Raw genomic sequence first — 25215 nt, forward strand, 5'->3', positions numbered from 1 at the left:
TTTATGATTTTAATTGATAATTGCCAATTTACCCGCCTGCTGCCCGGTGCCATCAGCCGACACGACGAATACAATATACACTCCGGCCCGTGCCCGACGCCCCGTATAGTCGTTCAGGTTCCACGAGGCGAGGCCGCCTTCCGAACGCGTTTCGAACACGAGCCTGCCCGCGAGGTCGGTGATTTTGACGGTCGATTGGCCGGTCAGACCGCTGATGCCGACATTCCCGGAATAGCCCGGCCGGATAGGGTTGGGGAAAATGGTAATACGGTTCAAGCTTTCGGCAGGCGCTTTGGCATCGCTCTGGTAGGAAACCATGCCTGCGGGCGTGTCTACGAAAAGCAGGCCGGTTTCTACCTCAAAGCGAAGCGCGCTGATCACATCCGAAGGAAGCGGACTGTCGGCGGATGTAAATTTCCTGATCAGCTCTGTACCATCAGCATTGAAAAGGTAAAGTCCCGTTCGGGTGCCGATCCACTTGCGGTTACCTGGTTCGATAGCCAAAGCGGTGCATTCTTCGTTGTTGAAAAGTTTTCGTTGACCATAAATAGGCAATATCGCATCCACGCGGGTTGCTTCCAGAACACCATCCGGTATGAAGTAGCCTACCCCTTTCGCACTGGCGAACCATACATACCCGTCCTGATCGAGCGCGAGGCTGTTTATCTTTGACGCCGGTAATGTACCTGTGCCTACCGATGTGGAAAGCACCTTTTTTCGCGAACCATCCGCATTGCTCACCATAATGCCGCCACCGAGCGTCTCAGGCAGGCGCGTCCATGCGAGACCGTTGAGATCGGTGATCGTCGAGTCAGGGCGTGGCGAAATGGTAGTGTCTCCCTGTGCAGGTGAAACCTGTTTGAAAATTGAAAACTGATTGGTGACTAACCCATTTTTCGGATCGGCGATCCAGAATAATTTCGATTCCTTTCGAATACCTGATCGGACGCTTCCGAGGAGCGGGTTGGTAAAAGTCTGAACCGTGTAAAGTGGATCGAGCGTGAGAATTGAATTGCCGGTCGTCAATGTCAGCAAATCACCCGTGTCGAGAATGCGTAATGCGGGACTATTGGAGGTATAGACGAATTTCCAGATTCCATTTTCATATTTAGAAATACCTTTTCCCAAAACAGCAGCATGAACCGTACCGGAAAAGAACGCGATGCTTGAAATGCTACCCGGGCTGGTGATCGCCTTCCAGTTTGCGAAGTACTGCCTGTTCACATCATCGCGCATGGAAGTGGCCAATGTGCCCTGGGAAGTCAAGACGAAGAGAGAATCTCCCGAAAATGTAAGATCGCTTACTGTTACTTGCGTGCCGTTCGGCCCAATGTAGCGATAGGTTTCTTCCACCTGCCGAAGTTGGGTATCCAAAACGAGCACTCCGAACCCGGTGGCGATGTAGGCCAGATTTTCCCTGAAAACAATGCGCCGGATCGCTTTATCGGCAGGCAATCCCTGCGTTTGGTTCAAAAGGTCCCAGGTTTCGATCTGGTCGGGCTCGGCTTGTTCATTCAGGTATACGAAATCGATGGTACCGTTCCGGTATGCAAGCAGCAGGAGTTTGGTCTCCGGCAGGTAACCCATGGCGCTAATGCCGGTCTGGCTAAGGCCGTTGGCTTTGGAGAGGGTTTTGGTCTCTCCATTTGCTGTGTTTACGGAAAAAAGGCCATTGTAAGAGGCGCAGTACACTTTGGAACCTGCGTCGACAACTTGCCTGGCAGAGAGATAATTGAAATGGCTCTGCCATTGTCCCAGCGGCAAAACCTGCCCGAGAATGCGTAAAGGGCCGAATACGGCAGCCATTAAGAAAAACAATATCCTCCCTTTACACATGGCTGAATGCTAGTTTTCTACCGTCACGACGGCCGAGCCACGCCCGGTACCGGTGCCGCATCCACTTTTCAGTGAGCTGATGGTGTACTCGGTCGTAGAGGCAGGTGATACGGAAATCAGGTACGGGTTAAGGAATGTACCGTTGATCGTCGTGCCGTCGGAAAGCGTGAAGGACCATGGCGGGAGACCGTTTTTGAATCTTAATTGAATGCGGGTCGAGCGTCCTGCCGAAACCGTACCGCGTCCGGACACTTCTGCAACGGCCTTATCGGGCGCGATTACTTCCAGTTCTTCAATAGCGCTGGAAACCGCCGGGGAAGAGGAAACGATGCGGATTTTCTGAATTTTGCTCGTATCACCCGGTGCCGCTGCTGCGATTTTTACCTGCATAGCGGTAGGCGTTACCGTGGTGGGTAGCGTTACAAACCGACCTGATTTGTCGGTCATCTGGACCGTAAATTTATTATTCGGATTATAGCGGCCTTCTGTTTTGTAAGGAATATCAATGGTAGAACCGGCGCAGACCATATTCTGTGGTAATTTATCAAGCGTAATGCTGGCCGGCGGAGCTTTTACAGTGACTTTCGCCGAGCCAGAGAACTTACCTACACCACAAAGACCACCCGCAGAGCTGATCTGGTAATTAGTATCATAAAATGGTTTTACCTTGATCTTATGAGGCGACTCCTGGATATTGTTCTCGTAAGTCCCGTCCGATAGCAGCACAAACCACGGCCCTCCGCCGGTAAACTTCACCGTAAGCTGACCGGATTCGTTTTCGCCCAATCTCAACGAGTCCTTTTGCAGGGTTGCTACGGTAGGTGAAAGGATCGAAATGTTGGTGGTTTGGCTTACAAGGTAAGGTGCGGTGGAAGTCACACGCAGGCGATATTCCCCGGGCTTGTAACTGTCGGGAATCTGCGTGGTGATGTAGCCGCTTGAATCGGGTGTTGAAATGCTTTTGAATGCGCCGCCGCTGCGTTCGGCGATTTGAACGACGAATTTGTTTCCTTCCTTATACTTGCCGGTTGCATTGAAAGGCACCTGGAACGGAACGCCCGCGCAAAGTTTTGCGATTTTTTCGATCTCTTTCAGTTCCAGTTTAGGCTCAGGGTTATTGTTCACATTCACAATCGCCTCACCTGAAGTACTACCACTCCCGCAGGCATTGGAAACGCCCGTCACGCGGTAAGCTTTCACATCCGTGGGTTTAACCGTAATATAATGCGGGTTTGAGAGCGTCTGCAATACTGTTGTGCTGTCCGAAAGCCGGAACGACCAGGGTGCAGCCCCCGTAAGGTTCACGCGCAGGTGCGCCTCCTGCCCTGGCATAATGCGCACGGTTTGTGTGCCGTCGATCAGGTCGATCTTCGCGGCGGGTGCTTGTAGTAACCTTAATGGAACTTCCTGGCTTTTGATCACAGGAATGGAAGAGATAATCTGAATGCGATATACTTCGCCGCCCACTTTATAGGAAGGTATCACGGCTTTCAACGGGCTTTTCTTCACAGGAAGTGAGATGGGTACCGATTTACCCGTCGCGTCGATGATATGCGCGATAAATGTATTGTCTTCGTCGAACGGCCCCTCCGTTTTGAATGGGATGGTAACATTGGTGCCGGGGCAAACTGCCAGGTATGAAATATCTTCGATCGTAATTTTGTACGAATGAATGCTATCGGCTTTTTCTACGGGCAGCCTGGCCTCATTTGCTGCTTCCGTGAGCGTGTCGCCGGTGGCTGAAATCCCACTAGGCATAGTAGTGTCTGCCGCAGTGGGAACTGCCACATTGGGAACTGCCACAGAGGGGGCGGCCCCCGTTGTGTCCGCAACCTGCGTCTTTGTCGTGTCTTTTACAGCAACTGCCTGTGGTTTGGCCGGTACCGGGGCCTTTTTCTTAGGGGTAATGAGCTGTTTTCTTGGAGGAGAAGTCCTGCGCTGGGCCTCAGCCTGGCCAGTCATCAGAAGTAACCCTAGAAAAATGACGAAGACGAATCGGAACATGCAATTGAGTTTGAGTAAATATTAATTCATGGAAACGAGCGTGCTGCCTCTGAGGACGGGAACTACGTCATACAGGTCGGTTTGCAGGCAGTAGGAAATGTCTTTTTGGATGCCCAGGCGTTGCAGACGCCTTACGTGCGACGAGTTGGATACGCTCGCCAGCAGGTTGTCGCGGCTTTGGAGGTATAAACGCTGCGCCATCAGGGTTCCGTCTTCGAGCAACATAAATTGATCTTTCAATGCCTCGGCCAATGCGCCCGCAAACAAGGTATCTTCGAGATTAGGACGGCCTTTCCAGCCTGCGCATAGCACCAGCACGTCGTAAGGCTCGGTTTTGAGGTGATTAGCCAATGCGCCCAGGTTGAGGAACGAACCGATCATGACCTTTACAGCCGACGATTTCGCTTTCGAAATGGACAATGTACCATTCGTAGTCGTCATGGCTATCTGTGCGCCGATCAGGCTTTCGTGCATGTAGCTGAATGGCGAATTGTCGAGGTCGAAACCTTCTACTTTCCGCGCGTCGCGTTCGGCAGCGGCTATGTATCCTTTGTCTTGCAAAAATTTACATTCTTCTACGCTGGCCACCGGTGTAATGCTCTTCACACCGTAAGCCAGGCCTGTTACCATACAAGAAGTGGCCCTGAAAACATCGGCCACCACCACTATTGAATTATCGAGTTTGTGCAGATGAAGTAAATCGGGGGTAAGACAAACGTCAAGTTGTTTCATAAAAATGCAATCGAACTGAATAGGAGGGATTAGTTTTTAACAAAAGGCGTTTTCACAACCTGCGCTTTCAGCAGCCTGTCGCGCACTTTGACGAAGATTTCGGTGCCGGCTTTGCTGAATTCCGTCGGTACGTAGCCCAATCCGATGCCTTTTTGCAAAGTAGGCGATTGGGTACCGGACGTAACTTCGCCCAGTTTGTTACCTTCCGCATCGCACAGTTCGTAATGCCCGCGCGGAATGCCGCGGTCGATCATTTCGAATCCGATCAGTTTGCGTTTCAGTCCGGCCTCTTTTTGCGCTTTCAATGCTTCTGAATTGGTAAAATCCTTCGTGAATTTGGTCACCCAGCCCAGGCCGGCTTCCAGCGGCGATGTTTCGTCGTCGATATCGTTACCGTAGAGGCAGAATGCTTTTTCCAGTCGCAGCGTATCGCGCGCGCCCAGTCCTACCGGCTTGATACCGAATTCGGCGCCAGCTTCAAAAATGGCGTTCCACATTTTCTCGGCATCTGCATTCTTTACATATATTTCAAAACCTCCCGCGCCGGTGTAGCCGGTTGCGGAGATGATAATGTCCCTGATACCCGCCATTTCACCTATTTTGAAGGTGTAGTATTCCATTGAGGCAAGATCCACTTCGGTTAATTTCTGTAATGCGGCAGTCGCATTGGGTCCCTGTACTGCCAGCAGGCAAAGAGAATCCGACAGGTTTTCCATGGCTACGCCTTCGGTATTGTGGCTCTGGATCCAGTTCCAGTCCTTTTCGATGTTCGATGCATTTACCACGAGGAAATAATCGTCTTCGGCAATGCGGTATACGAGCAGGTCGTCGACCACCCCGCCGGTGGCGTTGGGCAGGTAGCCGTATTGCACTTTTCCATCATACAGCGCAGTAGCGTCATTCGACGTCACTTTCTGCACCAATGCCAGCGCACCGGGCCCTTTTATACTGAATTCGCCCATGTGCGATACATCAAAAACACCCACGGCATTTCTTACGGTGTGATGTTCATCCAGATCCGACGAGTAACGGACAGGCATTTCAAAACCTGCAAACGGGACCATTTTTGCGCCCAAACGGATATGGAGCTGATGTAAAGGGACTGTTTTCATGAAGGATATTTGGTTTCACATTAATTCACAAAAGTAGGTAATGCTGCTCAAAGCGACACAAAAAACTGTTTTTTCAATGTCCGCAGAGTGCATTTTGAAGTATATTGTTAAAAAATAGGTTAAAACATTTATTCATCGGCGGCCGCCGATTTTCATAAATATGAATAAACAACTATTGTTCTCGATGGCATTTTCAATAGCCGGGGGCGCATTTGCGCAAACAGCCACTTTTAATGGCGAGACGATCGACGACAAGGTCAGTATCGGCTACGGCGTGGCTTCCGGCGATGTGGATGGCGACGGTAAGCTGGATATTCTCCTGGCCGACAAGAAGGAAATAGTTTGGTATAAAAATCCCGGGAAAAAGGACGGCGCATGGACGCGCTACGTGATCGCGAAAGATCTCACCGAGCAGGATAACGTATGCATTGCTGCGCGGGACATCGATGGCGACGGCAAAGTGGAAGTAGCAGCAGGCGCGGGCTGGAACCCGTCCGAAACGAAGGATCTGAAAACTTCGGGAGCAGTATTCTACCTGGTTGCCTCCGACGACCGTACGAAGCCCTGGGTGCCGGTGCGGCTGCATCATGAGGTAACCATTCACCGGATGCATTGGGTAAAAACAGCCGACGGACCATTCCAACTGGCTGTATTGCCATTGCATGGCGAAGGAAATACCGGCGGAAACGGTGCGGGCGTGAAACTGATCGTTTTCGACGTACCTGAAAACAAAAAGGGAATCTGGCCGTATAATCTCATTGAAACCAATATGCATATGACCCACAATTTCCAGCCGATGGAAATCCCCGGCAGAATGGCGGGATTGTCCATTGCGGGAAAGGAAGGCGTGCAGGTCTTCCTCGACGGGGCCGACGGTTGGGCTCCTTCGGGCAACTGGATGGTACCGGAGCGCGGAGTAGGGGAGATCAGAACGGGCAGTTTGGGTAAAAAGCAGCTATTCACCGCGACCATCGAGCCGATGCACGGAACGGAACTGGTGGTCTACACCAAAGACGGTCGCACCGTACTCACCGACCGCATTAAGGAAGGTCACGCGTTGGCTTGCGCCGATTTCTTCGGCCAGGGCCGCGATCAGGTGGTAATGGGCTGGCGAAACCCGAATGTGACCGGCGAAACCGGCGTTCGCATTTACGTAGGAAACGACGCCGAGGGCAAGAAATGGACAGAATATACTTTGGATGAAAAGATCAAAATCGCGTGCGAGGATTTGCTGCCCGCAGACCTGGATGGCGATGGCGATCTAGATATTATAGCCGCCGGCCGCGCGACGCATAATCTGGTGGTGTATTGGAACCAGCGGAAGAAGTAATACTGATTATAATGTATATAAAACGTTACTGTCAGTCTGAATTGAGCGGAAGGCGTCTTGCGTGGACGCCTTCCACCCAATTCAGGCTGACAGTATCATTTTAACAATTTTTTTAGTTCTTAGTCACGACGACCCATCAGCAGGCTCACATAGTAAAGCAATGTAGCCAATGAGCCAATCGCTGCTACCAGGTAAGTACGCGCTGCCCATTTCAATGCATCGGCGGACATTACATATTCACGCTCGTTCACGATGCGGTTTTTTTGGATCCATGCCAATGCACGGTTGCTTGCATCGTATTCAACAGGCAATGTGATGAAGCTGAACAATGTAGTGACTGCGAACAATGCCACACCGATGGTCAATGGAATGGCGGTAGTGTTGATCAATAGCACTCCGATGAAAATGATCCACTGCATGTATTGCGAGGCAACACTCAGGAACGGTACCATCTGCGAACGGAATTGCAGCCAGCTATACGCGGTAGCGTGTTGCACCGCGTGCCCGCATTCGTGGGAAGCCACAGCCGCGGCAGCTACGCTACGTCCGTAATATACATCGGGGCTCAGGTTGACTGTCTTATCCTGCGGATTGTAGTGGTCGGTCAGGCGGCCTTCCACGGACACCACTCTTACGTCGTAAATGCCGCTTTCCCGGAGCATTGTTTCAGCGATTTCCTTACCGCTCATGCCGTTGCTCAATCCTACCTGTGAATATTCTTCAAATTTGCTCTTCAAGCGCCATTGTACGTAAAAGCTGACGCCCATTACTAGGATCAGAATTAAGTAACCTCCCATAGTTATTGCTATTTATTTATATCCTTGTTTTATTTTCTCGATCAGTGCGGTAGTCGAGTAGCCTTGTACCAAAGCAATCGTTTTTACCTCACCTCCTCTACCCAAAACAAAATCCGCGCCAGCAATGTTCTCGATCGTATAATCGTCGCCTTTGACCAAAATGTCAGGTTTTATGGCCTCGATCAACTGACTCGGCGTCGGTTCGTCGAACAAAATGACAGCATCGATGAAAGAGAGCGCTGCCATCAGACGGGCCCTTGCGTACTCATTGACAACCGGGCGAAGCGGGCCTTTGAGGCGGCTTACCGAAGCGTCGGTGTTCAGACCGAGTACCATTCTGTCGCCCAATGCACGGGCTTTTTCTAGGTAATCGATGTGTCCGAGATGCACAATATCGAAACATCCGTTGGTGAATACAACTTTTTGTCCGGCGCGCTGCCATGCTTCAACGGTCGGGATGGCTTCTTCTAGTCTCAGGATCTTGCTTTCTGTCAAATTCATCGTAAAAGACAATATGGATTTAAGAAATGGAATAACGTAACATACTCCATTTCCATTTTTCAGGACTATTAAAGATACAATTAGTTTGCCGCAGACACTTGTTCCGGCTCTTCAACCTTGTTTTTGTTCACGATCAGCACGTATAGGAATGCCAAAGCGCCGATCACGAGCATAAACAACATTTGCGCGCCGTGAATGAAGGTCGCCAACGTGATACCGTCGTTCTGTGAAAGCCCGTAAAGCACCATTACATTACCTACCAGCAGGTGGTAAGCGCCGATTCCGCCCTGCGTAGGCGCGGTCATACCGATGGCACCAACTACGAGCAACGTTAACCCGGCCAATGGGCCGAGATCCGATGTTTCAGGGATGCAGAAGAAAAGCACATAGGAAACCAGGTAATACAATACCCAGATCATGATGGTGCTGAAAATGAAAAGGCCCGGAGTACGTAGTTTGCGTACGCTCAAAAGTCCTTCGAGCATTCCCTGCGCAAAGCCGATGATCTTGGCGATGACCGCGTTCTGCTGCAATTTGTTGCGCAATGCGGCATTCCTGAAAATAACCGTCGCTGCAACACCGACAGCGAGCAAGCCTACGATCAGAATGCTCAGTAACATGCCGCTACCAGAGCCGCCGCCCTGGCTGCCGCCTATTTTACTTTGGAAGAAATCAGTGAAAAAAGTGCTGAGGCGTTCGAATTCGAGGATGAAGTTTAATCCAATCATTAATACTAAAATAATGACGTCAAAAATCCGCTCGGCCACGACCGTACCAAAGCTCAAACTTACAGGAATACGTTCCAGGCGGTAAAGTGTCCCGCAACGTGTTACTTCGCCCATGCGGGGCACGATGTAGTTGGCAAAATAACCTGTCATCACCGACATCGTGCTGTTCACAATGCCCGGCTTATGATCCAGCGGCTCGATAAGCATTCCCCAGCGCCACGCACGCATAACGTGCGCTAGCAGGAGACAAAAGCATGATACAGCGATCCACCGCCAGTCGGATTTAGCAAAACGGTCGAGCATTTCTCCCAGGTTGATATCTTTAAATACAAACCAGAGCAGACCGCCTGCCAGGACAAGCGATATCGTGTAACGCAGTATATTTTTCATGCTATGCTAATTGACGTATTAGTACCGGTTTATGGGAGGTCAGCTTACCAGGTGATTGTTATGGTCGGGGAAAACGATCATCGGTTTGAATGTCTTCGCCTCTTCCTGGCTCATGCTGCCGTAGGCGATGATGATGATGATGTCGCCGATCTGCACCCTGCGCGCCGCCGCGCCATTGAGGCAAATCATACCCGTACCCCGCTCGCCTTTGATCACATATGTGACAAAACGTTCGCCATTATTATTGTTTACAATGTGAACCTGTTCATTTTCTATAAGTCCCGCGGCGTCGATCAGATCTTCGTCGATCGTGATGCTGCCTACGTAGTTCAATTCCGCCTGAGTCACCTTAACCCGGTGAATCTTCGATTTCATTACTGTGATTTGCATTACCCGGTGGTATTGGTCTAATTGAAATGCATTACCCCGCAAAGTTACAGGAATAATACCCAGCCATCAAAACATACTCTCCGGTGGGACGGTTCCGTAGCAATTGAAATGCCGCCGTTCATGGGTTTCGTGAGAACATTATTATATTTAAGCGGGATTTAATACCATTAGACTCCCGATAAAAACTTATTCCTTTAATCTATATTAATCTACTTTATATTTTCATTACCAAAACCGATGAGTACAGAAAACAAACCGAAAGACGTTAATCGCCGGGACTTTATCCAAAAGTCATCCGCGGCGGCCATTGGAAGTTTCTTCATAGTACCCCGCCACGTGCTGGGGAAAGGATATAAAGCGCCCAGCGACAAGCTGAATATCGCCGGTGTCGGTGTGGGTGGCAAAGGTTTTTCAGACACCAACAATGCATGGAACAAAGGCGCCGAAAACCTGGTGGCACTTTGCGATGTGGATTGGGGACAACCACAGGTTAAAAAGAACTTCGAACTGCACCCGGATGCCAAGAAATACAAGGACTTCCGCAAGATGTTCGACGAAATGGATAAGAGCATCGATGCCGTAACGGTTTCGACGGCCGATCACATGCACGCGATCATCGCGATGGCGGCTATGCAGCGCGGCAAGCACGTGTACGTTCAAAAACCCCTTACCCATGACATTTACGAAGCCCGTATGCTCACCGAAGCTGCGCGCAAATACAAGGTAGTAACCCAAATGGGTAACCAGGGTGCTTCGAACCCGGCGCAGAACCAGATGAAGGAATGGTTTAACAAAGGCCTCATCGGTAACGTCCACGAAGCACACGTCTGGACCAACCGTCCCGTTTGGCCGCAAGGTATTCCCGTTCCGACCGGCAAGCACGAAGTGCCTGCGGATATCGACTGGGAACTGTGGGTAGGATGCGCCGACTGGGTGGATTACAACCCGGCATGGCACCCGTTCAAATGGAGAGGCTGGTGGAACTTCGGTACCGGTGCATTGGGTGATATGGGTTGCCACCTGATCGACCCTGCGTTCCGTACACTCGGCCTGGGTTATCCTACGGAAGTTGAATGCTCGGTAGGCCAGGTGTTTATCAAAGACTGGACAGCCGAATACATTCCGGAAGGCTGTCCGCCGTCGTCACGCGTACAATTGAAATTCCCTGCGAACAAAGTAAACAAGTCGGAAGTGACTTTGACCTGGCACGACGGCGGTCTCCGTCCGTTCCACCCGGATTTGATCCCTGCGAACGATCCGCTAGGCGAGCCGGATAGCAGCAACGGCGTGCTCCTGATCGGTGAAAAAGGGGTAATGACCTGCGGAACTTACGGTATCGCTCCGAAAGTATATCTGAAAGACGGTACCAAACTGGAATACAAACAAGGTGACTTCGCTAACAAATACACGCCGATGCCGGAATTCGGGCACCACGTGTCATGGAGTGATGCTTGCAAAGCTGGTTTCAACAGCAAAGAGCACAAAGCGCTTACCTCTTCATTCGACTACGCTGGTCCTTTGACAGAAACAGTGATCATGGGTAACCTCGGTATCCGCAGCTACAACCTGCGTACCGCTAATGCGGACGGCAAAGGTTTCAGCTACCCAGGCCGCAAAAAGCTGTTGTGGGATGGCAAGAACATGAAGGTGACCAACTTCGACGAAGCGAACCAGTTCGTACAACGCAAATACCGCGGCGACTGGAAACTGGCATAAACAAAAAGAAGGCTCCGAAAGGGGCCTTCTTCGCTTTATTGTGTTGGTGAGTAATTCAGAATATGATATTGTCGATCAGCCTTACCGGACCTAAGAAAGCCGCTACACAGATCGCATTGGTACCCGCAGGTCCTATTTTTTCAATAGGAAGCAGGGTTTTAAGGTTAATGACTTCAAAATAGTCAAGGGTGAATTCCTTGATCTTCTCAAATTCACTCTTAGCCCAGTTGATTGCTTCGCTTACGTGCCTGCCCGCACGCAGGTCTTCACCTGCACCCGCGAGTATGCGGTAAATGTGTGGCGCGATCGTGCGCTCGGCCGCGTTCAGGCGCGTATTGCGCGAGGACATCGCCAGTCCGTCCTTTTCGCGAATGGTAGGGCATATAACCAGCTCAAATCCGAATCCGAGGTCGATGATCAGTTGGCGCACCACCGATACTTGCTGCAAATCTTTCTGGCCGAAATAGGCGCGGTGCGGCTTTACGATATTGAACAGCTTGGAAACCACGATGCCGACGCCATTGAAATGCCCGGGCCGCGAAGCGCCTTCCATGACTGTTTCCAATGCACCGAAGTTCATCTTAACGACAGGCTGTTCGGGATACATTTCTTCTACCGAGGGCGCAAAAACCGCGGAGCAGCCTGCATTTTCGAGCATGATACGATCGGCTTCAAACGTTCTCGGGTATTTGGCCAGGTCTTCGGGGTTGTTGAACTGCGTCGGGTTCACAAATACGCTGCAAACGACGATATCATTGTCCTTTTTTGCGGCTTGGATCAGCGAAATGTGGCCTTCGTGAAGGGCGCCCATGGTGGGTACCAGGCCTACGGTTTTTTGTTGTAAAAGTTGCTGATCTAAGAACTGGCGGAGGCTTTTGACCGAAGTGAATACTTCCATGTAAAATTCGAAAACTGAGGGAGTAACCTGCGTACTACGATTGCTTTTCCAAGATAGTAGAAACCGTAAAGCAGATTTTGGGAACATCAGGACAAGGAAATCCCAAACTGGGCGCAATATGACAATTAGTTTGGAATATCTTTTGAAATTGCCATTTTTTTTGTATAATTTTGCAAAACTTTTTTTCACAAACTGCTAAAAGATCTATGGAGAAACTACGAATTTTGTATGTAGCCAGTGAAATCAATCCCTTCCTCCAAACCACTGATGTTGCCGATTACGTAAGAAAGCTTCCTCAGGCAATGCAGGAAAGGGGGGCAGAAATCAGGATACTCGTTCCGCGTTTCGGTCTTATCAACGAACGCAAAAACAGGCTTCATGAAGTAGTTCGACTGTCAGGAATCAATATTACCGTAGGAGATGAAGAAAAGCCGCTAATCATCAAAGTTGCTTCGATTCCAAATGCGAAGTTACAGGTCTATTTTATAGATAACGATGATTATTTCCATCGCAAATCCGTTTTCTTCGATAAGGAAAATAACTTTTTCGACGACAACGACGAGCGCGCGATCTTCTTTTGCAAGGGTGTTTTGGAAACAGTTAAAAAACTGGGTTGGGCCCCGGATGTGGTGCACTGTAATGACTGGATGACGGCTCTGATTCCATTGTACCTTAAAACCACTTACCGCAACGATCCGATGTTTAAGGATACGAAAAGTGTGTTTACCGTACACAACAATGCATTTGACTACAAGTTCGATGCAGATTTACAGAGCAAGGCCAAGGCCATGGACGTGAGCGACGAAGCGCTGGCGCATTTGCATTCTGCCGATTTCGAAGGTTTTGTCAAAATCGGATGTGCTTATGCCGACGCGGTGCTGAAAGCCGAAGAGCATTGCAGCGCGAGTCTGAACGAAATTTTCAACAATGCGCCGAAACGCGTACAGCTCGACGAGCAGGATGAGAATTTCTCGGAGTCGTATTACAATCTCTACAACGATCTGGTCAGCTAACAGATAGATTTCACAGGGCAGAAAAGCCGGCGATTCTCAGAGTCGCCGGCTTTTTTGTGTTTTGAAGGAATGTTTCGTGTGTTCGAGCACTGTCTATAAATTGGATATTTTTTAGTATTTAATTAAAAATTAGCTTGCTAACGATCCCTGTTTGCCATTTATTTGCCCTATCTAGGATATACACTAAAATTAAAATATTTTAAGAATATGTGCGGAATTGTGGCTTATGTTGGAAACAGGGAGGCATATCCTTTGATTTTAAAAGGACTGAAACGTCTGGAATATCGTGGCTATGATAGCTCGGGAGTCGCGTTGCTCGAAAATGGAGAATTGAATATTTACAAGAAGAAGGGGAAGGTGTCCGACCTTGAATCGGAGCTGAACGGCAAGCAACTGCCAGCGACGATCGGCATTGGGCACACCCGCTGGGCTACACACGGAGAACCGAACGACGTGAATGCCCACCCCCATTATTCCAACAACCGACGCTTATCGATCATCCACAATGGCATTATCGAAAACTACGCGTCGATCAAACAGAACCTGATCGGCAAAGGCCACAAATTCCTGAGCGATACCGATACCGAAGTACTGGTCCATTTCATCGAGGATGTGCAGAAGGAAACGGGTGCTTCACTCGAAGATGCTGTGCGGTTGGCATTGAAAGAAGTGGTAGGCGCATACGCGATCGTCGTCATGTCGCTCGATCATCCGGGACAACTCATCGCGGCCCGCAAAGGGAGCCCTTTGGTTATTGGTGTTGGAGAAAATGAGTATTTCCTCGCCTCCGACGCTACACCGATCATAGAATATACTAAAGACGTGGTGTACCTCGACGATTACGAAGTAGCGGTGATCAGCGAAGGCAAGCTCAGTATTCAGCACCTGGAAAGCACCACGGAAACTATTCCATACATTCAGAGGCTTGAAATGGAGCTCGAAACCATCGAAAAAGGCGGTTACGACCATTTCATGATCAAAGAAATCTTCGAACAGCCCCGCTCCATTGGCGACTCCATGCGCGGACGCCTGCGTGCGGACGACGCGCACCTGCAACTTGGCGGACTGAACGATTACCTTGATAAACTCGCCCAGTCCGACCGCGTGGTGATCGTGGGCTGCGGTACTTCCTGGCACGCCGGGCTGGTAGCCGAGTATTTGTTCGAGGAACTGGCGCGGATCAATGTGGAAGTTGAATATGCTTCGGAATTCCGGTACCGCAACCCGGTCATTAAAGAAAACGACATTGTCATAGCCATTTCGCAATCGGGTGAAACGGCGGATACCCTGGCGGCGATCGAACTCGCCAAATCCAAAGGGGCCACTATTTTCGGAGTTTGTAACGTGGTAGGGTCGTCTATCGCCCGGGCCACGCATGCAGGCGCCTATACACACGCGGGCCCGGAGATCGGTGTGGCCAGTACCAAGGCATTTACTGCCCAGGTGACTGTGCTCACGCTGATGGCCATAGCCGTAGCGAAGCGCAAAGGCACGATTTCCGAAGAAACATACCGCCAGTTGCTGATTGAGCTCGAAACGATCCCGGCCAAGGTAAACAAGGTGTTTGAGAATGCGGCCAAGATCAAGGAGATCGCATTTATATTCACTTATGCGCGCAACTTTATTTACCTGGGGCGCGGTCTCAACTTCCCAGTGGCTTTGGAAGGCGCATTGAAACTGAAGGAAATTTCCTACATCCACGCCGAAGGTTACCCCGCGGCCGAGATGAAACACGGACCGATCGCATTGATCGACGAGGACATGCCGGTAGTGTTCCTGGCCACGAAAGACAGCTCCTACGAAAAAATCGTATCAAATATCCAGGAAGTGAAAGCCCGCAAAGGCCGCGTAATCGCGATTGTGACAGAGGGCGATACATTAATACCCGGCATGGTCGATTTTGTAATCGAAGTGCCCAATACCCACGAAATTCTGACGCCGCTTGTTTCCGTAATCCCGCTGCAACTGCTATCGTACTACATTGCAGTGATGCGGGGCCGGAACGTGGATCAACCAAGAAATCTTGCCAAATCCGTTACCGTCGAGTAACGGAGGCGGGTGCCGGAGAGCGAGACTGTCTTTGATAGTTTCGCTTTTTTGTTTTCAGCGCTTAGGTAAAATTAATGTTTCCACGTTTTCGTTAGTTTTGCGCATGTTTGCCAACGGGACCTATTATATGTACAAATTCATTTTAACCACCTTCCTGCCTCTTTTACTACTGTTTATCTCTGGTTGCAAAAAAGAAAAGGAGCAAAACTTCGTCCCGAAACCCAAAGGCTATAACCGCATTGACTTGCCAAAGCACAGCTACCGCCGGTTGACGGAAGCACATCCTTATACATTTGAATACTCCAAATATGCGGTGGTGGAGCCGGATACTTTCAGAACGGCCGGTAAGGACTGGATTTTCATCAGCTACCCACAGTTTAAAGCCAATATTCAGATCACCTACAAACCGCTCAACAACAATCCTGCGTTGCTGAAAGCCTTCATCGACGATAGTTACAAGCTCGCCAGCAAGCACCAGATCCGGGCGTCGTCGATCCAGGAACAGCGTGTTTTGGGCAAAACAGGGCGTACTGCATTGCTGTTCAAAATTGAAGGCGATGTGCCGAGCCCGTATCAGTTTTACACGACTGATAGTACCGGGCATTTTCTAAGGGGCGCTATTTACTTTCCCACGGCTACTAAAAATGATTCGCTGGCACCTGTCATCGATTATTTACAGGCTGATATGTTGCAACTGCTCAACACGTTGGAGTGGCGATAAAATTAGCCGGTGGTAGTTGCGGTGGTAACCGATAGGACGTATCTTTGAAGTTCACGCTTCAACAACTGCCCCCGATATGCCCAGAAAGCAACCCAAGAACCAGCTTCTTCTCGATTATTCTGTCCGCGGTAACCGCATTGTCCTGCATTTGGGACAGGTTGAAAGCCAGCGGATCGCGGATCATCTTTTCGAGGGCCTGGTGAATGGCGACTGGATGATCGAACCGGCTGGCGAGGTAGCCGACATTTCCTACGCGCAGGACATTGTGCACCAGATCGGGCACAAGCTGCCGTATCCCGACGGTATTAAAATCGCGCAACTGCACAATGTTGACCCGCATTTCAAAGGGTTTTCAGCAATATATCATCAAAAAGGCTGGGTTTTTGTGAATGCCGCTTCGGACATTAACGAACGCAATTACCACATTCACTTGCTCACCGTATCGCTTGGCCTGCACACGATTTATGCCAATACGGCATCGCTTGCCGCGCGTTCGGAGCAGCTTATTTTCGAGGCTTTGCTGCCGTTCGAGGATGTAGAGAGCTTTTTCAGGAATGATATTTCCAAAATTCCGGGATTCCTGGCGTCTGATATTGCCAATTTCTTCAAAGTACCGTTCCCGATGGTACTGAAAAGGGCATTAAACTTGAAAATCATTACCGACGATCAGTACCGCAGCTTCATGACCGTCAACCCGAGCACCGCCGCCAAGCCACGAGAACTGTTCTTTTCAAAGGACGGAAGTATCGATGACCTGGAAGCGCAGCTTTTTTCGGGGGAATAAGGGGGCTATTTCACATTCATATTGCTCAGATCGGGTAGAGGGCTCACGGACGTCCAGCCTCCGTCGACTATCAGGCTTTGCCCTGTAATATGCCCCGAATACGGCGATAGCAGGAACAATGCGGCATTCGCAATGTCCTCGCTGATGGCTGGCCGGCCCATTGGTGTAATGGACGACCACGTTTTGGCATAAGTCGGGTCTTCGGCTAATGTACGCTCTGTCAAAGTAGCCCCTGGTGCCACGGTATTGATGGTAATGCCGTGCGGAGAAAGTTCGATCACGAGGTTTTTCGCCAGCATTTCAAGCCCTGCCTTGGTCATCGCATACGCGCCTAAAAACTGGTGCGCCTGATGCCCTACCACCGACGACATCAGCAATATTCTGCCGCCCGATTTCTGTTTCCGCATTTGCTTCGCGGCCGCTTGCGTGAGCAGGAAAGAACCCATTAGGTTCACTTCCAGTACTTTTCGTAGGTTTTCCGCCGGGTATTCAAAGAAATCGCCGAAGAGCGTAATACCTGCATTGCAGACCGTCAAAGTAAGTTTTCCGAAGCATTTCACCGCCTCGTCGACCATCGCGTCGATTACTTCCGGCTGGGAAGCGTCGCCTGCGAAAGCCACACATTCGCCTTCCTTGTTGCGTATTTTCTTCGCGGCCTCTGCGGCCAGTGCCTTGTTGGTATCGTTCAGGATAACCCCGGCACCCTGGCAGGCCAGTTGTTTCGCTATTTCGAAACCGATCCCCTGCCCGGCGCCGGTGACAATCGCCACATGGTTATCAAAAATTTGAGTGCTCATTCTAATACTGATTTGAAAGCTGGTAATGCGTCGGACCTGCGCTACGGCGATTAGCGCTACGGTTCAGCGCCGCGCCGCCGCATTACCAAGCTTGTTAATGCGAATCTCTCGTTACTTTATCGCCCGAGCCTCCTTTGAGGAAGTCGAGGTCGGCGCCTTCGTGCGCCTGCGTTACGTGCGCGATGTGCAGGTGTACGTAACCACGGTTGTAGCCCAGTTCAAGCGGCTTCCAGAGCTGCCTGCGGCGCGTAAGTTCCTCGTCCGACACTTCCAGATGCAGCTTTCTGTTCTCCACATCGAGTTCAATATAATCTCCATCCTGCACCAGAGCGAGGTTACCACCTACGGCAGCTTCCGGCGACACGTGCAAAACAACCGTTCCAAAACCGGTACCACTCATTCGTCCGTCGGAAATGCGTACCATGTCGATCACCCCCTGCGCGAGCAGTTTTTTAGGTAACGACATATTTCCTACCTCGGGCATTCCCGGGTAGCCTTTCGGGCCAACATTTTTCAAAACCAATATGCTGTTTTCATCCACATCGAGGTTCGGATCGTCGAGGCGGGCCTTGTAGTCGTCGATATCCTCAAAAACGATCGCCTTGCCGCGGTGCTGCATCAGTTCCGGCTTCAAAGATGCCGACGGTTTGATCACCGCCCCATTCTCGCACAGGTTCCCACGAACTACCGCGAGGCCCGTAAGGTCCTTAATGGGTTCGTCCATGGTGCCGATTACTTCCGGATTGAAGCATTCCGCACTCGCACTGTTCTCGGCCATTGTCTTGCCATTAGCAGTAATCACCGACTGGTGCAATATGTTGCTCAGCTCTTTGATCACCACCGGCAAGCCTCCCGCATAGTAGAAGTCTTCCATAAAATACCCGCCCGAAGGTTGCAGGTTGAGCAATAGCGGTACTTTTTTGCAGAGGTCATTGAAATCATCCAGATGCAAATCCACCCCGATGCGTCCCGCGATAGCAAGCAAATGGATCACAAAATTGGTAGAACCACCAATCGCCGCATTGATCATGATCGCATTCTCGAATGCTTCTCTTGTAAGGATCTGCGACAGGCGCAGGTCTTCCTTTACCATATCCACAATGCGCCGGCCCGACAAATGCGCCAGCACCTTTCTACGCGAATCGGCAGCAGGTATCGCTGCATTTTCGGGCAATGTAAGCCCGAGCGATTCCACCATACAGGCCATGGTGGAGGCCGTACCCATTACCGCGCAATGGCCGTCGGAGCGGCACATGCAGGCTTCGGCGGTGTAGAGTTCTTCCTGCGTGAGCTCGCCTTTGCGGTGCAGCTCGCTGAAACGCCACACGTCGCTGGTGCCGATGGTTTTGCCCCGGTAGCGACCTGTGAGCATTGGTCCGCCGGAAACGACGATCGTAGGAATGTTCACGCTCGCCGCGCCCATGACGAGTGAAGGCGTCGTTTTATCGCAGCCGCAGAGCAGTACCACACCGTCAATCGGGTTGGCGCGGATCGATTCTTCGACGTCCATACTCGCGAGGTTGCGGTAGAGCATCGCTGTGGGTTTAATGAGTGTTTCGCCCAGCGACATCACGGGGAATTCGAGCGGGAAACCGCCTGCTTCCCACACGCCTCGTTTCACCGATTCGGCCAGCTCGCGGAAATGCCCGTTGCAGGGCGTAAGCTCCGAAAATGTATTACAAATGCCGATGACCGGCCGTCCTTCAAACTCATCAGCGGGGTAACCCTGATTTTTCATCCAGGCGCGGTAAATGAAACCGTCCTTACCCGATTTGCCAAACCAGCCCCTGCTGCGCAACTTGTTTTCTTCCATTATTCGCCATTTTTTATATCTCCTCAGAAAAGGAGCCGGGGAGTAAAAACTAATTCCGGGTACCCTTTAAAATAAAAATCGTATATTCGGCTAACACGTGCCCGATAGTAATCCATGCTTTTTTTCAGACATTATAAACTGTTGCTTCTCTTGTCTTTACAGCTGGCAGCCCTGCCAATTCACGCTCAGTACAACGCGGATAATTTCATTGAAAAACTATTAAAAAAGCACCCCGAGCGCTTCTCGGCGATCCTGCAAAATCCTGAAAAATACAAGGTGCAAGTCCTGTATACGAAGATCGACAGGAATAAAAACAACATTCCGCACTTTACTACGCATGCTTACCGGGTAAATACCGGCGAATATTTTTATCCGGCGAGCACGGTTAAGCTACCGGCAGTAGCCCTCGCATTTGAAAAGCTGAACAAGCTGGGCATCGACAAGTACACACCGATGTTTACGGACGCAGTAAGGCCGGAGCAAACAGCCGTGAAGGCGGATACGAGTTCCGAAGATGGTCTGCCGTCGGTCGCGCATTATGCCAAGAAGATATTGCTGGCAAGTGACAACGATGCATTCAACAGGCTGTATGAGTTTATAGGGCAGGAGGAATTCAACGACAGCCTGCACAGGAAAGGTTTTAAAGATTCCCGCATTCTCCATCGCCTCGATTCGCCGATCGGGCCGGAGAATAATCGTTATACAAATCCGATCCGGTTTGAAAAGGATGGCAAGATCGTTTTCGAGCAGCCGGCGAAGTATGATGAGAAGGAATTTAATGCACCGGGGCCGATTCTGTTAGGTCAGGGTTACATGAAAGACGGTGCACTGGTGAACGAGCCGTTCGATTTTACCAAAAAGAATTTCTTCCCGCTGGAAGAACAGCATCGCCTGTTGAAAACGCTCTTCTTTCCCGACCAGGTGCCGGCATCGCAGCGTTTCAACCTCACCGAGGATGATTACCGGTTCATGTACCAGTATATGTCGCAATTTCCGGTCGAAACGAGCTTTCCGGCGAGCTATACCGATGATTATTACGATGGTTTTGTGAAATTCCTGCTCTTCGGGGCTACTAAAACGAGGCTACCGCGTCATATCCGGCTTTTCAACAAATGCGGCGATGCATACGGCTTCCTGCTCGACAATGCCTATGTGGCCGATTTTGAAAAAGGGATCGAGTTTATGGTAACGGCCGTGATCTACTGCAATGCAGACGGCGTCTTCAACGATAATAAATATGACTACGACACGGTAGGCTTTCCTTTCATGGCCAATCTGGGGAAAACGATCTTTGAATACGAACTCGACCGCAAACGTCCGAACCGTCCCGATTTAAGTCGTTTTGAAGTGGAATATGATAAGTGATCAGCGTGTCCTGAACTTCAACCGCGGCGCGATCTGGCAAATGTAGAGGTTAATGAGGTGGCCGACGATCAGCAATCCCGAGCCTACGTAACCCAGCCAGGCGAAGACCTGATGACGGCCTTCAAAAATCAACGAAATGGAGAAAATGGCCAATGCGCCCCAAAGCAGGATGCGAATACCGAGCGAGCGGTGGTCGCGGGTGGCATAGTAAACGGCAATGCCATTGATGAGGATAAACAGGTAATCCAGCGAAATGAGGCCGATATGCGCATGATTATGCGTCGCTACCGACGAGCCGAGCGCCAATGCGGGAACCAGTATGCAATGGATAATGCACAACACGGACCCTAAGATCCCAATGTAATCGGCCCTGCCATGTGAGTGTACTGCTTTCATTTCCTACATACAATAATGTTGCAAAAATAACACCATCGGTTCGAACTTGCAACGGGGTTGCAGAATATTTTTAGGCAGCGGTTGACCAATCCATGAAAGTGTAATCGGAATCCTTGGAATTTGAACCGGTTAGAACTTAACTTTGACGGGAAAGGTTTTAGAAGGGAGGAATTATCAAACTGTTGGAAACAATGGACCAGTTAAGAGAAACGCTGAAAGTACATCATCTGCGGACGACCACGTGCCGGGAAGACGTGCTTTCAACATTTATCAATCGCAAAAACGCATTATCGCACGGGGATCTGGAAGGGGAGCTAGGAGAGAATTACGACCGTGTAACCATATACAGGACTCTCAAAACGTTCCTCGAAAAAGGCATTATACACAAGGTACTCGACGACGAGGGCCTGCGTTACGCATTATGTTCGCACAGTTGTTCGGAAGAAAAACACCAGCACGACCATATCCATTTCAAATGCAGCGCATGCGGTGAAACCAATTGCCTCGAAAACCTGCACATTCCGGCTGTACAACTGCCGGACGGTTACCATCCCGAGCATTTCAATCTGCTGATACAGGGCGTTTGCCCCAAATGCAACTAAGCTGTCGCCCTGAGCGGAGTCGAAGGGCATTTGCATCACGCATTTGCCCTTCGACTCCGCTCAGGGCGACAGCCTGATCACATTTGGTTTACTTCACTTTCAATATAAAATCCAGATTCACATCGTCGCTACCGGGCGTTGGCGTGCCGTTTTTCGCTCCGGGCTGGTGGCGTAGCTGTACTTTCAGCTTCCCGTCGCCCACTGCACCGGTTTTCGCCGAGCCTGTCAGGCCGATCGGATAATTGTTTTTGTCCTTATCTCCGTAAGTGTACGTCAGCAAAGCCGCCGGGGTGGGAGTGTACACAAAAAGGTGCTCGTAAGACTCTTCTTCCACTTCCTTGGTAATATCGTCCACGGGAGACTTGCTCTCGTCGAGCAGCTCAATGGCCAATGTATAAGTCGTGTTCGGTTTCAGCGAAATGGTATCGAATTTGGTGGGTGCATTGCCACCGTCGCCGTCGGGATCCTTGTAGGAAAAGGTGCTCACATTGGACGTGCCTTGCTCGGTGAATTTCAATGTCACGGAGGTGATCAGCTCATTCTCGTCGTCGGGCTCCACTTCGTCGCCCGAATCTTTACATTGCACAAAGGCCATTGTCATTGCGGCGAGCAGCATCCAGGTCAGCTTACGGTTCATTTTCATACGTAATAGGTTTAAGTATTGCATTAAAATTCATATTCAGGCAGGGCTTCGTTAAGCCGGGCTTCGCTAAGCCGGGCTTCGTTAAGCGCCAAACTTCCATTTGAGGCGGAGCGACGCATTACGGCCCATATCGTCGGCGTAGTAGCGGAAGCGGTTCAGGTAATCGCGGTAAACCGTATTGAACAGGTTCTGCACATTGATACCGATTTCCAGCTGCTGCTTTTCCGAAACTTTCAGCGTAGTACCGGCTTGGAGGCTCCACAGCGAATAGGCTTTCGGCGGCGTCAGGAAGTCGCTGTTCGGCGGTACGCGTTTTTGTTCAGCCACCAAGAGGTTACCAATTGAAATAAACCCGTCCTTCCACTTGCCACGGTCGGCGAGCTGGTATTTCAGTGCATTATCCAACCGGTTTGGCGGTATCATCACGAGGTAACCGTCGTTGCGCTCGTCGTACACGCGCAGGTATGTGAGCTTGCTCGAAATAGTGGTGCGCTTCACAAACTCCCAGCTCCCCGAAATGTCGATGCCTTTGAAAGAAGCGTCGGTTTGGGTGTATTTAAAGTAGGGAAATGCGCCACGGATGGTCAAAATGGGCTCGGGTTGTGGTTTTAGATATATAAAATCAAAAATGTAATTGTAATAGCCACCTACCTCCACGCTCCATCCGGGCGCGGCATATTTGACGCTGGCAATGGAATTCAACGCTTTCTCAGGCTGCAATGTGGCATCGCCTTTTTCGTACGCGGCCGCGCCATGGTGCACGCCGTCGCTGAACAGCTCGCTCACATTAGGCGCGCGCCAGGCAGTACCCAGGTTCACACGCGCGGAGAAACGCTCGGAAAAGTTGCGGGTAGCACCCGCGGTTCCCGAAAAGTTGCCGAAATCGAAATGGTCGGCGATTTTCTCGCGGTTCACGATCCGGTAGGTTTTCAGCGTCCGGTAATCATAGTGCAGGCCGGCTTCCAGTTCCCATTTGCTCGTCACATACCGCTCGATCCAGAACAGCCCGATATTGAACTGGTTGAAATTCGGGATCAGCGGGCGGCCGCTCATGAGGTTGTATTGATATAATGTGCTTACACCAACCTGCCCGCTGATTTTTCCGGCAATGGGTTTGTGGTCCCAGACCACGTCGTTTGTCAATGAAGTGAGTTTGAATGTAAGTTCGGGATGGTTAAGCGCCGCTATACTGTCGTTGCGCGGACGGTGCAGGTCGAACTCGTTGCGGTTGTTGTACTGCCGCGCGATCGTCCATTGCAGCCGGTTGCCATCGTTGAAATGGTAATGCGTTTCAGCTTTGAGCAGTTCGTGCGTCGCATTCTGATTAGGCCGGTTAATGGCATAGCTGAACCCGGATTTGACAAACGGCTCGCCATTCTTTATCACGTTGAGTAAATCAGTAACGCTACCAATATGTGAGCCGGAGAAAATGCCTATTTGCGTGTCGAACCGGCTGTAAAACACATCGATCCCCAGGCCTTTGCGACGGTAGCCTGCCGCGAGGGAGAAGTTGTTTTCACTGATCCCGGTATTGCCCAGGAAATAATTGGGTGTGCGGATATTCCCGCCGCGCTTAATGGTGCCCTGTGCGCGCCAGCCGAAGCCTTTCACAAAGTTCAGGCCACCCTGCACGGTACCGGACATTACGCCCTGCCTGCCATTGGAAAAGCCCACCGCATTCAGCTCGCCCGTGATCGGTCTGTCCACCGGCAACTCTTCCGGTTCCACGAGGATCACCCCGCCGATCGCATCCGAGCCATAGCGCACTCCTGCGGCGCCTTTTACAACCGATATTCGCGTAGCAATGAACGGATCGATCTCCGGTGCATGCTCGGAGCCCCATTGCTGGCCCTCCTGACGAATACCGTTGTTCATGATCAGCACGCGGTTGCTGTGCAGGCCGTGAATGACGGGTTTCGCAATAGAAGAACCGGTTTGCAGGGTGGTAACGCCCGTCACGCCTTTCAGACTTTCGCCCAAGGTCTGCCCACGTGTTTTATCTAAATCTGCCCCCGAAATGGTGGTTAACGGCTGCGAGGATGGTGCATCGGTGCGGTGCGCGGTAATCTCGACGTCTTTCAAATGCACTTCCTGTTCGAGCAGGTTGAAGTTTTCTTCGTGTCCTGCCGTCAAATCTATTTTTTGCTGAAATGGACTGTAACCGATAATGCGGCATTCAAGCGTGTAGTTGCCTGGACAAAGATTCCGGAGCTCGTAACGGCCATTTTCATCGGTGAAGACACCATTGCTCTGGCCGACGATCAGCACGGTAGCCCCGATGATCGGCTGGCCGGTGTGCCGGTCTTTCACGACGCCCTTCACAAAGCATTCGCACGCCGGTTGCTGGCCTATGGCGGCGATCCAGGAAAGTGCGAGGAGGAAGGTAAGGAGTGAATTTCTGACGAATAACATCTGTGCCGGGAGCGAGTGGGTCTTTCTTTTTGTTACAACGTTGCAAAAATAAGATGATTGCAACTGTGTTGCAATTAAATTCCGGAAGTATTTTCTCAAATTTTCAGCGGATTAGGTCCTTAAATGTAAATTTGTGCTCCATTTTGCCGCATTAATCCTTGTCCGACCTTCTTTTAACCAAAATCA

The 25215-nt window shown here is 50.7% G+C and carries 22 protein-coding genes; 8 read left to right on the forward strand and 14 right to left on the reverse strand.

All coding sequences use genetic code 11. The features are described from left to right. Positions 1-9: 9 nt before the first annotated feature. The 4 genes from BMW93_RS20360 to gcvT are packed head-to-tail and all read right to left on the reverse strand — an operon-like array spanning position 10 to position 5684. Entirely contained in the window at positions 10-1806 is a 1797-nt protein-coding gene (locus BMW93_RS20360; protein ID WP_229240613.1) for a T9SS type A sorting domain-containing protein, read from the reverse strand. Positions 1807-1845: 39 nt separating this feature from the next. Continuing rightward, complete coding sequence (locus tag BMW93_RS20365; RefSeq protein WP_090380548.1) at positions 1846-3840, reverse strand: hypothetical protein; 1995 nt, start codon at positions 3838-3840, stop codon at positions 1846-1848. 21 nt (positions 3841-3861) lie between these two features. Further along, a complete protein-coding gene (locus tag BMW93_RS20370) occupies positions 3862-4572 on the reverse strand; it encodes a 2-phosphosulfolactate phosphatase (protein WP_090380551.1) in 711 nt (236 codons plus the stop codon). Between the two features lie 29 nt (positions 4573-4601). Then, positions 4602-5684, reverse strand: a complete 1083-nt coding sequence (gene gcvT, locus BMW93_RS20375; protein WP_090380554.1) for a glycine cleavage system aminomethyltransferase GcvT — start codon at positions 5682-5684, stop codon at positions 4602-4604. Positions 5685-5844: 160 nt separating this feature from the next. Between gcvT and BMW93_RS20380 the strand changes: the two genes are divergently transcribed. After that, positions 5845-7014, forward strand: a complete 1170-nt coding sequence (locus tag BMW93_RS20380) for a VCBS repeat-containing protein (RefSeq protein ID WP_090380557.1) — start codon at positions 5845-5847, stop codon at positions 7012-7014. A 119-nt stretch (positions 7015-7133) separates the two neighbouring features. Here the strand turns inward: BMW93_RS20380 and BMW93_RS20385 are convergent, their stop codons facing one another. From BMW93_RS20385 to panD, 4 genes are all read right to left on the reverse strand, one after another. Continuing rightward, on the reverse strand, positions 7134-7811 hold the full coding sequence (locus tag BMW93_RS20385) for a zinc metallopeptidase (RefSeq protein ID WP_177194141.1): 678 nt from the start codon (positions 7809-7811) through the stop codon (positions 7134-7136). 12 nt (positions 7812-7823) lie between these two features. Further along, a complete protein-coding gene (rfaE2, locus tag BMW93_RS20390; protein WP_090380560.1) occupies positions 7824-8312 on the reverse strand; it encodes a D-glycero-beta-D-manno-heptose 1-phosphate adenylyltransferase in 489 nt (162 codons plus the stop codon). An 80-nt stretch (positions 8313-8392) separates the two neighbouring features. Further along, positions 8393-9430, reverse strand: coding sequence for a lysylphosphatidylglycerol synthase transmembrane domain-containing protein (locus tag BMW93_RS20395; RefSeq protein WP_090380563.1), 1038 nt, complete (start codon positions 9428-9430; stop codon positions 8393-8395). Positions 9431-9469: 39 nt separating this feature from the next. Beyond that, positions 9470-9820, reverse strand: a complete 351-nt coding sequence (panD, locus tag BMW93_RS20400) for an aspartate 1-decarboxylase (RefSeq protein WP_090380566.1) — start codon at positions 9818-9820, stop codon at positions 9470-9472. Between the two features lie 237 nt (positions 9821-10057). Between panD and BMW93_RS20405 the strand changes: the two genes are divergently transcribed. Beyond that, on the forward strand, positions 10058-11536 hold the full coding sequence (locus tag BMW93_RS20405) for a Gfo/Idh/MocA family protein (RefSeq protein WP_090380569.1): 1479 nt from the start codon (positions 10058-10060) through the stop codon (positions 11534-11536). A gap of 55 nt (positions 11537-11591) precedes the next feature. On the opposite strand, the gene panC is transcribed toward BMW93_RS20405, so the two are convergent. Then, positions 11592-12434, reverse strand: a complete 843-nt coding sequence (panC, locus tag BMW93_RS20410) for a pantoate--beta-alanine ligase (protein ID WP_090380572.1) — start codon at positions 12432-12434, stop codon at positions 11592-11594. Positions 12435-12640: 206 nt separating this feature from the next. On the opposite strand from panC, the gene BMW93_RS20415 reads away from it, so the two are divergent. The 4 genes from BMW93_RS20415 to BMW93_RS20430 all read left to right on the forward strand — a co-directional run bounded on the left by BMW93_RS20415 (position 12641) and on the right by BMW93_RS20430 (position 17001). After that, positions 12641-13447: a glycogen/starch synthase gene (locus BMW93_RS20415; RefSeq protein ID WP_090380574.1), complete on the forward strand. Its 807-nt coding sequence runs from the start codon at positions 12641-12643 to the stop codon at positions 13445-13447. Positions 13448-13654: 207 nt separating this feature from the next. Beyond that, positions 13655-15496 (forward strand): glutamine--fructose-6-phosphate transaminase (isomerizing), encoded by a 1842-nt coding sequence (gene glmS, locus BMW93_RS20420; RefSeq protein ID WP_090380577.1) that lies wholly within the window; start codon positions 13655-13657, stop codon positions 15494-15496. Between the two features lie 127 nt (positions 15497-15623). Next, entirely contained in the window at positions 15624-16217 is a 594-nt protein-coding gene (gldD, locus tag BMW93_RS20425; RefSeq protein ID WP_090380813.1) for a gliding motility lipoprotein GldD, read from the forward strand. Between the two features lie 76 nt (positions 16218-16293). Beyond that, on the forward strand, positions 16294-17001 hold the full coding sequence (locus BMW93_RS20430) for a hypothetical protein (RefSeq protein ID WP_090380579.1): 708 nt from the start codon (positions 16294-16296) through the stop codon (positions 16999-17001). A gap of 5 nt (positions 17002-17006) precedes the next feature. On the opposite strand, the gene BMW93_RS20435 is transcribed toward BMW93_RS20430, so the two are convergent. Together BMW93_RS20435 and BMW93_RS20440 are read right to left on the reverse strand one after the other, a co-directional pair. After that, complete coding sequence (locus BMW93_RS20435; RefSeq protein ID WP_090380582.1) at positions 17007-17798, reverse strand: SDR family NAD(P)-dependent oxidoreductase; 792 nt, start codon at positions 17796-17798, stop codon at positions 17007-17009. 94 nt (positions 17799-17892) lie between these two features. Further along, complete coding sequence (locus tag BMW93_RS20440) at positions 17893-19611, reverse strand: IlvD/Edd family dehydratase (RefSeq protein WP_090380585.1); 1719 nt, start codon at positions 19609-19611, stop codon at positions 17893-17895. A 150-nt stretch (positions 19612-19761) separates the two neighbouring features. On the opposite strand from BMW93_RS20440, the gene BMW93_RS20445 reads away from it, so the two are divergent. Next, complete coding sequence (locus BMW93_RS20445) at positions 19762-20976, forward strand: serine hydrolase (protein ID WP_229240615.1); 1215 nt, start codon at positions 19762-19764, stop codon at positions 20974-20976. Here the strand turns inward: BMW93_RS20445 and BMW93_RS20450 are convergent, their stop codons facing one another. Further along, complete coding sequence (locus tag BMW93_RS20450) at positions 20977-21372, reverse strand: MerC domain-containing protein (protein ID WP_090380590.1); 396 nt, start codon at positions 21370-21372, stop codon at positions 20977-20979. Positions 21373-21563: 191 nt separating this feature from the next. On the opposite strand from BMW93_RS20450, the gene BMW93_RS20455 reads away from it, so the two are divergent. Further along, on the forward strand, positions 21564-21974 hold the full coding sequence (locus BMW93_RS20455; RefSeq protein WP_090380592.1) for a Fur family transcriptional regulator: 411 nt from the start codon (positions 21564-21566) through the stop codon (positions 21972-21974). Positions 21975-22062: 88 nt separating this feature from the next. Here the strand turns inward: BMW93_RS20455 and BMW93_RS20460 are convergent, their stop codons facing one another. Next, positions 22063-22617, reverse strand: coding sequence for a hypothetical protein (locus BMW93_RS20460; protein ID WP_090380595.1), 555 nt, complete (start codon positions 22615-22617; stop codon positions 22063-22065). Positions 22618-22698: 81 nt separating this feature from the next. Next, positions 22699-25029: a TonB-dependent receptor gene (locus BMW93_RS20465; protein WP_090380598.1), complete on the reverse strand. Its 2331-nt coding sequence runs from the start codon at positions 25027-25029 to the stop codon at positions 22699-22701. Positions 25030-25215: the final 186 nt, after the last annotated feature.

The organism is Dyadobacter sp. SG02, from assembly GCF_900109045.1.
Taxonomy (GTDB): Bacteria; Bacteroidota; Bacteroidia; order Cytophagales; family Spirosomataceae; genus Dyadobacter.

What these genes read in the sequence shown, in the direction of transcription:
- BMW93_RS20405 (WP_090380569.1), top strand. Translation starts at nt 10,058, where the DNA reads ATGAGTACAGAAAACAAACCGAAAGACGTTAATCGCCGGGACTTTATC.
- BMW93_RS20435 (WP_090380582.1), bottom strand. Translation starts at nt 17,798, where the DNA reads ATGAGCACTCAAATTTTTGATAACCATGTGGCGATTGTCACCGGCGCC.
- BMW93_RS20465 (WP_090380598.1), bottom strand. Translation starts at nt 25,029, where the DNA reads ATGTTATTCGTCAGAAATTCACTCCTTACCTTCCTCCTCGCACTTTCC.
- BMW93_RS20450 (WP_090380590.1), bottom strand. Translation starts at nt 21,372, where the DNA reads ATGAAAGCAGTACACTCACATGGCAGGGCCGATTACATTGGGATCTTA.
- BMW93_RS20460 (WP_090380595.1), bottom strand. Translation starts at nt 22,617, where the DNA reads ATGAAAATGAACCGTAAGCTGACCTGGATGCTGCTCGCCGCAATGACA.
- panC (WP_090380572.1), bottom strand. Translation starts at nt 12,434, where the DNA reads ATGGAAGTATTCACTTCGGTCAAAAGCCTCCGCCAGTTCTTAGATCAG.
- BMW93_RS20380 (WP_090380557.1), top strand. Translation starts at nt 5,845, where the DNA reads ATGAATAAACAACTATTGTTCTCGATGGCATTTTCAATAGCCGGGGGC.
- BMW93_RS20370 (WP_090380551.1), bottom strand. Translation starts at nt 4,572, where the DNA reads ATGAAACAACTTGACGTTTGTCTTACCCCCGATTTACTTCATCTGCAC.
- BMW93_RS20365 (WP_090380548.1), bottom strand. Translation starts at nt 3,840, where the DNA reads ATGTTCCGATTCGTCTTCGTCATTTTTCTAGGGTTACTTCTGATGACT.
- BMW93_RS20395 (WP_090380563.1), bottom strand. Translation starts at nt 9,430, where the DNA reads ATGAAAAATATACTGCGTTACACGATATCGCTTGTCCTGGCAGGCGGT.
- BMW93_RS20415 (WP_090380574.1), top strand. Translation starts at nt 12,641, where the DNA reads ATGGAGAAACTACGAATTTTGTATGTAGCCAGTGAAATCAATCCCTTC.
- BMW93_RS20430 (WP_090380579.1), top strand. Translation starts at nt 16,294, where the DNA reads ATGCCCAGAAAGCAACCCAAGAACCAGCTTCTTCTCGATTATTCTGTC.
- rfaE2 (WP_090380560.1), bottom strand. Translation starts at nt 8,312, where the DNA reads ATGAATTTGACAGAAAGCAAGATCCTGAGACTAGAAGAAGCCATCCCG.
- gcvT (WP_090380554.1), bottom strand. Translation starts at nt 5,684, where the DNA reads ATGAAAACAGTCCCTTTACATCAGCTCCATATCCGTTTGGGCGCAAAA.
- gldD (WP_090380813.1), top strand. Translation starts at nt 15,624, where the DNA reads ATGTACAAATTCATTTTAACCACCTTCCTGCCTCTTTTACTACTGTTT.
- panD (WP_090380566.1), bottom strand. Translation starts at nt 9,820, where the DNA reads ATGCAAATCACAGTAATGAAATCGAAGATTCACCGGGTTAAGGTGACT.
- BMW93_RS20385 (WP_177194141.1), bottom strand. Translation starts at nt 7,811, where the DNA reads ATGGGAGGTTACTTAATTCTGATCCTAGTAATGGGCGTCAGCTTTTAC.
- BMW93_RS20455 (WP_090380592.1), top strand. Translation starts at nt 21,564, where the DNA reads ATGGACCAGTTAAGAGAAACGCTGAAAGTACATCATCTGCGGACGACC.
- BMW93_RS20440 (WP_090380585.1), bottom strand. Translation starts at nt 19,611, where the DNA reads ATGGAAGAAAACAAGTTGCGCAGCAGGGGCTGGTTTGGCAAATCGGGT.
- glmS (WP_090380577.1), top strand. Translation starts at nt 13,655, where the DNA reads ATGTGCGGAATTGTGGCTTATGTTGGAAACAGGGAGGCATATCCTTTG.
- BMW93_RS20360 (WP_229240613.1), bottom strand. Translation starts at nt 1,806, where the DNA reads ATGGCTGCCGTATTCGGCCCTTTACGCATTCTCGGGCAGGTTTTGCCG.